11 protein-coding genes are annotated in these 11,280 nt (G+C 57.5%); 5 read left to right on the top strand and 6 right to left on the bottom strand.

Annotated features, from left to right (window positions below; all coding sequences use genetic code 11):
* Nucleotides 1-41: 41 nt before the first annotated feature.
* From ACOTTU_RS20550 to ACOTTU_RS20530, 5 genes are all read right to left on the bottom strand, one after another.
* Nucleotides 42-1,130 carry a substrate-binding domain-containing protein gene (locus tag ACOTTU_RS20550; protein WP_425660703.1) on the bottom strand — a complete coding sequence of 363 codons (1,089 nt, stop codon included), beginning with the start codon at nt 1,128-1,130 and terminating at the stop codon, nt 42-44.
* Between the two features lie 29 nt (nt 1,131-1,159).
* Entirely contained in the window at nt 1,160-2,182 is a 1,023-nt protein-coding gene (locus ACOTTU_RS20545) for an ABC transporter permease (RefSeq protein WP_425660701.1), read from the bottom strand.
* 13 nt (nt 2,183-2,195) lie between these two features.
* Nucleotides 2,196-3,704: a sugar ABC transporter ATP-binding protein gene (locus ACOTTU_RS20540; RefSeq protein ID WP_425660699.1), complete on the bottom strand. Its 1,509-nt coding sequence runs from the start codon at nt 3,702-3,704 to the stop codon at nt 2,196-2,198.
* A gap of 185 nt (nt 3,705-3,889) precedes the next feature.
* Nucleotides 3,890-5,287: an NADP-dependent phosphogluconate dehydrogenase gene (gene gndA / locus ACOTTU_RS20535; RefSeq protein WP_425660697.1), complete on the bottom strand. Its 1,398-nt coding sequence runs from the start codon at nt 5,285-5,287 to the stop codon at nt 3,890-3,892.
* Entirely contained in the window at nt 5,284-6,180 is an 897-nt protein-coding gene (locus tag ACOTTU_RS20530; protein WP_425660695.1) for an SMP-30/gluconolactonase/LRE family protein, read from the bottom strand. Before ACOTTU_RS20530 ends, gndA begins: the two co-directional genes overlap by 4 nt.
* A gap of 73 nt (nt 6,181-6,253) precedes the next feature.
* Between ACOTTU_RS20530 and ACOTTU_RS20525 the strand changes: the two genes are divergently transcribed.
* A complete protein-coding gene (locus ACOTTU_RS20525) occupies nt 6,254-6,676 on the top strand; it encodes a GlcG/HbpS family heme-binding protein (RefSeq protein WP_425660693.1) in 423 nt (140 codons plus the stop codon).
* A gap of 9 nt (nt 6,677-6,685) precedes the next feature.
* Here the strand turns inward: ACOTTU_RS20525 and ACOTTU_RS20520 are convergent, their stop codons facing one another.
* On the bottom strand, nt 6,686-7,717 hold the full coding sequence (locus tag ACOTTU_RS20520) for an L-idonate 5-dehydrogenase (RefSeq protein WP_425660691.1): 1,032 nt from the start codon (nt 7,715-7,717) through the stop codon (nt 6,686-6,688).
* Between the two features lie 139 nt (nt 7,718-7,856).
* On the opposite strand from ACOTTU_RS20520, the gene ACOTTU_RS20515 reads away from it, so the two are divergent.
* From ACOTTU_RS20515 to ACOTTU_RS20500, 4 genes are all read left to right on the top strand, one after another.
* Complete coding sequence (locus tag ACOTTU_RS20515) at nt 7,857-8,615, top strand: SDR family oxidoreductase (RefSeq protein ID WP_425660689.1); 759 nt, start codon at nt 7,857-7,859, stop codon at nt 8,613-8,615.
* 20 nt (nt 8,616-8,635) lie between these two features.
* Nucleotides 8,636-9,118 carry a gluconokinase gene (locus tag ACOTTU_RS20510; protein ID WP_425660860.1) on the top strand — a complete coding sequence of 161 codons (483 nt, stop codon included), beginning with the start codon at nt 8,636-8,638 and terminating at the stop codon, nt 9,116-9,118.
* On the top strand, nt 9,115-10,002 hold the full coding sequence (locus tag ACOTTU_RS20505; protein WP_425660687.1) for an NAD(P)-dependent oxidoreductase: 888 nt from the start codon (nt 9,115-9,117) through the stop codon (nt 10,000-10,002). The genes ACOTTU_RS20510 and ACOTTU_RS20505 overlap by 4 nt, the downstream gene beginning before the upstream one ends.
* A 97-nt stretch (nt 10,003-10,099) precedes the next feature.
* Complete coding sequence (locus ACOTTU_RS20500) at nt 10,100-11,119, top strand: LacI family DNA-binding transcriptional regulator (protein ID WP_298921990.1); 1,020 nt, start codon at nt 10,100-10,102, stop codon at nt 11,117-11,119.
* The last annotated feature ends 161 nt before the right edge of the window (nt 11,120-11,280 follow it).

The raw sequence follows: 11,280 nt of genomic DNA, 5'->3' as shown, positions 1-11,280 counted from the left end.
GCCTATTTCAGCGGACGGAGGCAATCATTTACTGAAACGCGTTATTTGCCCCAGATTTTCTTGTACTCATCACGGTAGCCGTTACCGGGATCGAAGATGTTGTTCTCACCACCGTCAAAGGCAACATTTTCCTGCGTGACCACATGCAACGGCGAGGTATAGGCAGAGCATTCTTCGCCCCGAATGGCCCGGTTCAGCTCATCCACCAGTTGCCAACCTTGCAGATTGAGCGGCTCGGCCACGGTCACAGCCTGATACTGGTTGGAACGAATACGTTGGTACGCGCTCTCCGAGCCATCACCTGCGGCCACGGCCAGCGGTTTCTGGTCGCCCCCCAAACCGGCAGAGGCAAGGCTTGGTCCCATGAAATCAAAATAGATGTCATTGATCGCAAGGCTATGTGTCCACTTGTCTCCGTGACGCTGCAACAGGGCCGTTGTCAGCGTCGGCATGCGGCTGGAGGTGTCCGCGATGGGCGTGTCGACATACTCCAGAACCGTACCCCCCAGTTTCTCGATGGTTTCCTTGATGCGGTCCGCCTTGGCGATCGCGATCTGGTAGGTGCTGTCGGTAAAGATCACGACACCCGGCTCACCACCCGCATCGGCAAAGGCCCATTGGGCAGCGGCTTCAGATACCTGCATGGCATCCGTCGAGACGTTGGCAAAGATGCCGTTGCCCGGGTTGCATCCGATCACCGGACCGGAGTGCCAGGCAACCATGGGAACATTTGCGTTTTGCGCCTGTTCCAGTGCGGCCTGCTGTTCCACTGCGTCAAAGCCGTTGATGATGATACCCGCCGGTTGCAGCGCCAGCGCCTGACCGAATGCGGCTGTGCGGCCCTGAATGGAGCCCGCGCCATCCAGAACGCGTACGTCCCACCCAATGGCAGCGGCAGCTTCTTCGACGCCATTTGTGACGCCAAGAATGCCGCCATTCTTCAGATCACCGGCCAGCACAACGATGGTGCCAGCTTCTGCTGCGGTTGGGCCCGATGTGGGACCATCCCAGGCGGTTTTCTGACCTGCGTGCAGTTTCACTGCCGCCATGGCTTCTGAAACGGCGTCCGCATATGACGGACCGGCGACAGCCAGCGCCAGGATTGAGGCTGTTAGAGTTCTTCTGAGCATAGTGTCCTCCCTTTCTCAGTTTTTGTTGATCACTTCGGGCCGGAGCCCTTTTTTCGCTGTGCATATCCCGCGATGCCAATGGCGATCAGCAGGGTCAGGCCATTGAACATCGGCTCGACCCAGAACGATCCGCCAAATTGCTGAATGCCCGAGATGCCGACCGCAAGAATGACCACACCCACGATTGTACCCCAGACATTGACCCGCCCCGGTTTGATCGTAGTGGACCCCAGAAAGGCACCGACAAGGGCAGGCAACAGGAATTCCAGCCCGACAGAGGCCTGACCAATGCGCAGTTTTGACGCCAACAGAACGCCGGTCAAAGCGGTCAGCGTACCCGATGCAATGAACGCGCCAACGACATATTTACGGGTGGGAATGCCATTCAAAGCTGCGGCTTTCTGGTTCGCACCGATCGCATATAGAAACCGGCCGATGGGCGTGTATTCCAGGATGAGCCATAAAACGATCGTGATCGCCAGAACGTAAAACCCCGTGATCGGCAGGCCAAGTACAAAGGTGCCGTTTAGCGCGTAGAACCCATCTGGCAGCACACCCACAACCTGTCGTCCGCCAGTGTGCCAGAGCGCCAGCGCATAGAGCACGGTGCCAGTGCCCAGAGTGGCGATGAAAGCGTCGATCTTTGCGATTTCCACCAGAAATCCGTTTGCCAGACCCGTCAATGCACCAAGACCAATCACGGTGATCACCGCCATCGGCCAGGGAAACCCATAGAGTGTCTGCAAGGAGATTGCGAGGATGTGCCAAAGGACAATCCCATAGCCGACCGTCAGGTCAATGCGGCCCGCGACCATCGGGATCATCGCCGCCAGTGACAGCAAGGCGATGATCGATTTATCGGAGACAATGGAACGCAGATTGAGCACCGTGGGGAACGTGTTCGGCAGCAGCACCGAAAACAGGATGATCAGCCCGAACATCAGGATCACCAGCCCGTAAACCGGGGCCAGACGTATGAGTTTTTGCCCAAAGGTCATGCCCGCAAGTTGATCCTTGGTTGGCTCCAGAGCATCGGATTCGATGGAGTTCACGTCTTTGTCTCCCTCAGGCCGCTTCACCGGCCGATGCGGCCTGAATGAGCGATTGTGTTGTAAGTTGGTCGCCGGACACTTCGGTCACGGGCACGCCCCGGCTGAAAACCAGAGCGCGATGACAAATGTTGGCGATTTCCTCGAAATCGGTTGAAACGACAAGCACGCCCATGCCAGCGGCCATCGCATCGTAAAGCAGTTGATAGATTTCCGCCTTGGCACCCACGTCCACCCCGGCTGTGGGGTCTTCGGCAATCAGAAAGCTGCGCCCTGTGTCGAGCCACCGACCCACAACGATTTTTTGCTGGTTACCGCCGGACAACGCCTCAATCGCCAATGTCGGATCATTGGGGGACAAGCCAACGCGGCCACCAAGCGCGCGGGCGCGGACGTCTTCGGGTCGCGATCCCATGAAGGAAAAGAGTTTGCGGCCATGCGTCAGCGGATTGAGATAGGCGTTTTCGCGGATTGTCAGCGCGGGCGCGATGGATTCCACAACCCGATCACGCGCCACAAACCCGATGCCCGAAGATACCGCCCCAATCGGGGAGGTCAGATCGGGCATTTGGCCCAAAAGTGTGACCGATCCCTGATGTGGCAGGAGACCAAAAAGCGCGCGTCCAATGTCTTCATGCCCGGCACCGCGCAATCCGACAAGCCCAAGCATTTCTCCCTTCTGAACGGTGAAACTGGCAGGGCCTGCGGTTTCTGTCCGCAGGTCTTTCACATCAAGTACTGCGTCCCCGGTCTGGGCGTCCGGACGCGCGATATCGCGTGTCTTGCCGCCCACGATCAGGTCCACCAAGTCTTCGGGATCTGTCTCAGCGATAGTGCGCATCCCGACCATTTCGCCATCGCGCAGCACGGCCACCCTGTCCGCGATTTTGAAAATCTCATCCAGCCGGTGCGAAACGTAGATCATCCCCACACCTTTGTCCCGCAGCGGCCTGAGAGCGGCAAACAACCGTTCTACCTCGTCGGCAGGCAGGGACGCCGTGGGTTCATCCAGCACCAGGAAATCGCATTCCACCGCCAATGCCCGCGCAATAGCCACCAGTGATTTCTCGGTGCGGGAAAGATCCGAGACACGCGTTGTCGGCGCGAAATCAGCATCCACCAGCGCAAGCGCATCGCGCGCAATGCTCTCCGTAGCAACCCAGTCAATCCGGCCACCGCGCCGCATATATCCAACGGCCAGCGCGATATTTTCAGCGACGCTCATCCACTCGATAAGCCCCAGATCCTGGTGGATAAACGCAACGGCTTGTCGCTCGTTCACCGCGCCTGCGACGTGCTTGTAAGGCACGCCTTCGATGCTGACGCTTCCGCTGTCAGGCGCGTGGATCCCGCCCAGCACTTTGATGAGCGTTGATTTTCCGGCCCCGTTTTCGCCCAAAAGTGCGACGATTTCACCGCGGCCCACATCCAGCGAGACGCCCCGCAGCGCATGCGTGCCCCCAAAGGTTTTCACGATGTTTTCAAATCGCAGGTCGTTTTTTTTCGAAGATGTCCCTTCGGACATGGTGGTCCTCCCTCGCTACCAACAAGGATCGTTACCGGTAACATATCGGATCATCGGACCAGATCCCCAGGGAGTCAACAAGAAAAGTTATCGATAACATTTATTGTGAAGAGAAAGCCCGCAGATCGAATTTAGGACCTGCGGGTTGGTTGTTCTGTCTTGAATTGAAGCGCCGGTTCGTAGGTTTAATGCGCCCACGGACCATGTTGGCCCGTACTGCCATCGTCCAGCCGTGCAAATCCATGTAGCCCAAAGAAATCGCGCTGGCCCTGAATCATATTTGCTGTGCCGCGATGGGTACGCATGGCGTCGAAATAGGTGAGCCCAGACCCCAGGGCAGGGGCGGGGATACCGTGCAGCGCCGCCTGAGCCACCACCTGCCGCAAAGCGTCGTGGCTGGTTTTCAGCTTTTCGGAGAAAAATGGCGCAAACATCAGGTTCCGCATGGGATCATCGGTCAGGGCCGAGGCCATATCGTTGAGCATGTCTGACCGGATGATGCAGCCCTCGCGCCAGACACGGGCAATCTCGGGCAGGGGCAGGGCCCAGCCAAAAGCGTCAGACGCAGCGGAGATCATCACGAAACCCTGCGCGTAGCACAGGATCTTGCCACAGATCATCGCCTGTTCCATTGCGTCAACTGTCAGTGTTCCGTCTGCCATCGGTCTGGGTGCCGCGCCAAAAAGCACTTCACCCTCTGCGCGGGCGTCCCGACGCGATGAAAGATTGCGCGCAACCACTGCCGCTTCGATCGCGGGGATGGGCGCGGCGAGGTGTTGCGCTTCGATGACCGTCCACCGGCCCGTGCCTTTTTGGCCGGCGGCATCTACAATGACGTCCAGCAATGGCGCGTTCGTGGCGGCATCTGTTGTTCCGGCTACTTTTCCGGAAATTTCCACCAGATAGGACCGCAGCGGCCCCTCATTCCAGCGGTCAAAGACAGCCCCGACAGCCCCGGCATCATAGCCCATGCCATCACGCAGAATGCCGTAAATCTCTGCGATCATCTGCATATCCGCGTACTCGATGCCATTATGCACGGCCTTCACAAAATGACCCGCGCCTTCCTCACCCATCCACGTGGCGCAAGGCGTGCCTTCGTATTTGGCGCTGATCGCTTCGAGCACATGTGACACGCGATCCCAATATTCCCGTTTGCCGCCGCCCATGATTGACGGACCATGACGCGCGCCTTCTTCGCCCCCCGACACGCCAATTCCCAGGAACGGACCGGTTGCTTCGCGTGCGCGACGGTTGGTGTCGTGGAAATTGGCATTACCTGCATCTATGATCAGGTCATCAGGGCCTAGTAGCGGGCGCAGTGCCGCAATCTGGTCGTCCACCGCCTGCCCGGCGGGAACCATCAAAATGATCGCGCGCGGTGCCCTGATGGCCGTAACAAGGTCCTCCAAGCTGTCGGTGGGTGTGATTTTCGAAGCGAGCTCTCCGGATGCTGCGTGAAAATCATGCGTGACCTGCGTCGTACGGTTCCAGACTGCGATGTCGAAACCCTTTTCCGCAATATTCATGGCGAGGGCCGCGCCCATCGTCCCAAGGCCAACCAGCCCGATTTCACTTGTCATGGAAATTGCACTCCCGCTCTGTTCAGTGTCACACGGTAGACGCTGGTCGTCGCCGTGATGTAAAGTTCATGTTTTGCGCGCCCACCGAAGCAGATGTTGGACACCAGTTCCGGCACCAGAATCTTGCCCAGTAGGCGACCGTCCGGTGCAATGCAATGCACCCCATCCGCCGCCGAAGACCAAAGGTTGCCATCGGTGTCCACACGAAAGCCATCCGCAATACCGGGGTCGATCGTATGGAAGTGACGCCCGTTCTGAACGCTGTCACCCACGACGTCATACACCCGGATATGCTGCGCATCATCGGAAAACATGCGGCCCGTATCAGCCACATAGAGCAGGCTTTCGTCTGGAGAGAACGCCAACCCGTTGGGGCAGTTCATGTCCTCGATCACAACGTCAAGCGTGCCTGCGTCCGGGTCGGCACGGTAAACGACACAGGGGTTTTCCTGCGGGCTTGTGTAACCTTCATAGTTGGTCATGATCCCGTAGTGTGGATCGGAAAACCAGATGCTGCCATCGGATTTTACGATCACATCATTGGGCGAATTCAAGGGCTTACCATCGAATTTATCGGCAATGACCGTGACCTTCCCGTCATGCTCGGTGCGGGTGACACGGCGTGTTCCGTGCTCGCAGGAGACCAGTCTGCCCTGACGGTCGCGGGTGTGCCCGTTGGCGTAGTTGGAAGGGCTGCGATAGGTCGTCACGCCACTTTCCGGTGTCCACCGCAATATGCGATTATTTGGAATGTCCGAGAACAACAGGCACCCTGCGTCGCCAAACCAGACCGGTCCCTCAACCCAGTCAAATCCCGTGGCAATCTGCTTTACAGGCGCGTTGCCCAGCACATATTGCCCAAAGACGGGATCGTGAATTTCGAAAAATGACATGGGGTTCCTCCCACTTTTCTTTCCCTTGAGTTAACGATAACACCCAAAGGCGTCAAATCGAAAGGTCCGTTCCATGTCGAACCCGTATTTCAACTCCACTGAAGTTTTGACCCACGCCGGTGTCATGGCAATGCTCTCTGCCGGAATTGCGCGTGCCGAAGCAATGGGCCAGCCACAAGTGATTGTCATTGTGGATGCCAGCGGCGAACTTCTGGGGGAAATCCGCATGACCGGCGCAAAGTATCTCAGCCGAAAAAGCGCTTTCAGCAAAGCGCGCACCGCTGCCTCTATTGGTGCGCCGAGCGACAGTGTACCCGAAGCGGTGCGCACAGGCGTCGGGCTTGCAACAGGCGGCGAAGTGACGGGCTTGCCTGGCGGATTGCCCATTTGGCATAACGGTGTCTTGCTGGGGGGCATCGGGGTCGGCTCCGGCACAGGGCCGCAGGATATTGACGTCGGACGCGCAGCACTTGCCGCGATTGGGGCGGATACGTGAGCGTCACTGTCAGGCAAAGGAAATTTGCGCTTTCATGGCCTGCGTCCGGTCACTCGCCAGATCAAAGGCTTTGACCGCGTCCGCAAGGGGCAGGGTTTGGGTGATCAGGGGTTTGACGTTGATCAATCCCTTTTTCATCAGTTCAACCCCGGTAAAGAATTCCTCGTGAAAACGGAAAGACCCGCACAGTTTGAGCTCTTTGGCGGTGATGGCCTGCACGGGCAGGGTCATATCGCCCCCCATCCCCAATTGTACGATTGTCCCGCGCGGGCGTAATGCGGCAATTCCCCCTGCCAGTGCAGGGGCGGCGCCGGTGCACTCAAACAGAACATCGAAGGTGCCTTTGTCGGCCTCATAGGCTTTCAACGCCTCGGGATCTTCCAATGAGTTGATCACGCGGTCCGCACCATTTTGACGGGCCATGTTCAACGTGAAATCGGTCAGATCGGTTGCCACGATTTCGGCCGCACCCGCGCGGCGTGCCACCAGAATACAAAGCAGGCCGATCGGCCCGCAGCCGGTGACCAGAACGCGTTTGCCCAAAAGTTCACCGGCCTGACGCGCGCCGTGTAGACACACCGCAAGAGGTTCCGCCATGGCGGCTTCTCCTGTGGTCAGACCCTCAGCGGGAGCACATTGCTTTTGGTCCGCAACCAGCATTTGCCGGAAAGCACCCTGAATATGCGGGAACGGCATCGCCGAGCCATAAAACCGCATGTTCAGGCAATGATTAAGAGCGCCCTCATGGCAATAGCTGCAGGCAAGACATGGGCGTGACGGCGACACCGCGACCAATTGACCAAGGCTGAGGCCGTCGACTTCGGGACCCAGTGCAGTGACATGCCCTGACACCTCGTGCCCGAGGATCATCGGTTCTTTGACGCGGATCGCACCAATGCCGCCATGATTATAGTAATGCAGGTCGGAACCGCAAATGCCGCCGGTCGCGATCGCGATCTGAACTTCTCCGATACCCGGTGCCGCAACGGATGTTTCCTCGATTCGCAAATCCCGTTGGCCGTGGATGACGATAGATTTCATGTTGTGTTCCTTCTGGAAAAAAGACCGACCAACCGAAAGGCGGTAAGAATTCGCAGCATATTGAGTGATCTCTTGACAAGTTTTGTTAACGATAACATAAACTGGTGTTAACCCTATTGTCGAGAAGAAAGAGAGCCCCATGAGCCTGAGCCTATTTGATCTGACCGGTCGCCGCGCGCTGATAACCGGCTCTTCGCAAGGCATCGGATTTGCGCTGGCCAAGGGATTGCAGGCCGCCGGGGCTGATATAGTCCTTAATGGGCGTGATACCGCGAAACTGGATGCGGCGGCAGCACAATTCGATGGCCATGTCGATGTCCTGCCTTTCGACGCGACGGATCACGACGCGGTGCGCAAGGCTGTGGACGGGTTCGAGGCGGAAAAGGGTGCCATCGACATTCTGGTCAACAACGCCGGTATGCAGCACCGCACACCGCTCGAAGATTTTCCTGCCGATGCGTTTGAACGTCTGATGCAGACCAATATCGCCAGCGTTTTTCACGTCGGCCAAGCCTGCGCGCGGCACATGATCGGTCGCGGGCAGGGCAAGATCATCAATATCGCATCTGTCCAGACAGCACTCGCCCGTCCCGGAATTGCCCCATATACGATGACAAAGGGCGCGGTCGCCAACCTGACCAAGGGGATGGCCACGGATTGGGCCAAACACGGTTTGCAATGCAATGGTCTGGCCCCCGGATATTTCGATACACCTCTGAACGCAGCATTGGTGGCAGATCCGGAGTTCTCCGCCTGGCTCGAAAAACGCACACCCGCGGGGCGATGGGGCAATGTTGATGAGCTTGTGGGGACCTGCATTTTCCTAGCATCAAACGCATCTTCATTCGTGAACGGCACCACCGTCTTTGTCGATGGCGGCATCACGGCCTCGTTGTGAGCTTTCCGCGCTACATTGTGATGGGCGTTTCAGGCTGTGGAAAAACATCCATCGGAATGGCCTTTGCCGAAGCGACTGGCGCACGCTTCATTGACGGCGACGATCTGCATCCTGAGGCCAATGTTAAAAAGATGGCGCGGGGGGAACCCTTGAACGACGCAGACCGGCGCCCTTGGTTGGCCGAGGTCGCGGCTCAATTCAGAAAATCACAGGACGGGCTGGTCATCGGCTGCTCGGCTTTGCGTCGAAAGTACCGCGACTGGCTCAGAGACGGCGCGGGCGGCAAAATTGTGTTTCTGCATCTTTCCGGGACACGCGATGTCATCGCGGAACGCATGCAGGCCAGAAAAGGCCATTTCATGCCGCTATCTCTGCTCGACAGCCAGTTTTCAGCACTTGAACCACCCCAGGCGGACGAGCTGAGCGTTACGGTAGATATTGACCAAAGTATCACCGACATCGTTTCCGATCTGACCCGAAAAATCGAAGGAATTCATGTATGAGTGTCAAGGTCGCGTTAATCGGTGCAGGGGCCATGGGCGGTGCGATAGGGGCCCGTCTGGCCGAGACCGGCAACCAGCTAACCGTGTTCGATCTTGATCAGGCAAAAGTGGCCGAACTGGTCGCCAGAGGCGCAAATGCGGCACCGTCCGCCGCGGCTGCAGCCAAAGCATCGGACTACGTGATCACAAGTCTTAATAGTCCGAAAATTGTGGAAATCGCAGTGTTTGGCCCTGATGGAATCGCGGAAGGCGCGCGCGAAGGCACATTGATCATCGACATGTCGTCGATTGATCCCGATGCCACAAAAACATTGGCCGACCGGGCGGCGGAGGCCGGCTTGCGATGGGTCGATAGCCCTCTGTCAGGTGGCGCACCCAAAGCCGTTAGCGGAGAGCTCACTTTAATGGCTGGCGGCAGCGCGGCAGATTTCGAAGACGCGCGCAATGTGCTGAAACATGTGGCCAGCAATTACACGCATATGGGGCCGGTTGGTGCTGGTCAGACGACAAAACTTATCAATCAGGTGCTGTGCGGTCTCGGTTTCATGGCTGTGGCAGAGGCCACGCAACTGGCTTTGGACGCAGGCGTAACAGCCGAAAAGGTGCCCGTCGCCTTGCAAGGGGGACGTGCGGACAGCGCGATCCTTCAGGAATACATGCCCCGGTTTGCAACCAAGGACTACCGTCGCACCGGGCGCATCGACAATATGGTCAAGGATCTCAATGGCGCGCAGGATTTGGCACGGCGCACAAATACCTCCATGCCGCTGACGGCGCTTTGTCTGGAGGTTCACAGGATGCTGACAGCCGCCGGGTTGGGCGGCGAAGATCAGGCCGCGCTGATGGAGTTTTTCAAGGGTCCGCAACAGGAGCCGTTTTCATGATTGATACCGGAGCACAACCGGACGGTCACAAAGCAGTCGAGGCGCGAAAGCTCTGAAACCTGAGACAGGCCGACCCCTTCGGCGATAGGAGAAATTGATGGACAGACCGCCCACGATGAAAGATGTCGCCCGTGCCGCAGGTGTTTCCGTCATGACCGTGAGCCGAGCGTTCAAAAGTGATCGTTCCGTCAGTCAGCAAACTCGTGAAAAGGTGCGCGAAATTGCCGAAAAGATGGGGTATGTTTTTGACAGCACCGCCGCGAATCTGAGATCGCAAAAGTCCGGTTTCATCGCTGTTACCATTCCGACGATTGATAACGGAAACTTCTCCGATACCGTGGGGTCGCTTTCCGCTCATCTCAATGCGTCGGGCCTGCAAATCCTGCTCGGCTATTCCGACTACAGTATCGAAAAGGAAGAGGAACTGATTGAGCAATTACTACGCAGGCGCCCCGAAGCCATCGTTGTGACCGGCGGACGGCACACGGAGCGAACCAGACGCTTGCTGAAGCAGGCAGGCATTCCAGTGGTCGAAATGTGGGATTTGCCAACTGACCCGATTGATCATGTCGTCGGCTTTTCCAATGCTTCAACGATGGAGATGATGGTCGATCATCTGGTTGAACAGGGGTATCAGCGAATTGCCTTTGTCGGTGGTGATACAGTCTGGGATACGCGTGGTGCGGATCGCCGTCGGGGTTTTGTAACCGGAATGGCAAGACATGGTCTATCGGGTCAGGCTCGGTTTATCGCCGGGGGTAAACCACCGATCTCCATGCGCCAAGGTGCGGATGCGATGACCGAACTGCTCGAGCAATACCCGGATACCGAAGCCGTCATCTGCGTCTCTGACCCGGCAGCATTTGGCGCAACAACCGAATGCATGCGACGCGGTCTGGTCATTCCCCAGGACATGGCGGTCGCTGGGTTTGGCGGGTATGAGCTCTCCTCTATTTCGCATCCGACGATAACCACCGTAGACCCGCGTCCGATGGACATCGGATCACAAACAGCGAAACTGATTTCCTTCCTGTTGAATTCGGCGGAAAGACATGAAGGCTCGAAGCGGGTCGAAATCTCTCCAGTCCTCCGCCCTGGAGCGTCTACGATGCGCTAATAATCTACATAATATTGATTATAGGAATTTATTTTGTAGCAGCAAAGCTAAAATGTCACCCATCTGCAATTCAGGAATGTCACTCTCGCCCGCAACGATAACAGGCAGAGGTTGCGGGCATGGGATGGGTGATGATGAGCGAGCGCGAGCTGAACCGGGTC

This window comes from Roseobacter sp. EG26 (assembly GCF_049830555.1).
Taxonomy (GTDB): Bacteria; Pseudomonadota; Alphaproteobacteria; order Rhodobacterales; family Rhodobacteraceae; genus Roseobacter.
The sequence above is the reverse complement of the archived record's forward strand: the minus strand, read 5'-3'. Positions and strand labels throughout refer to the sequence as shown.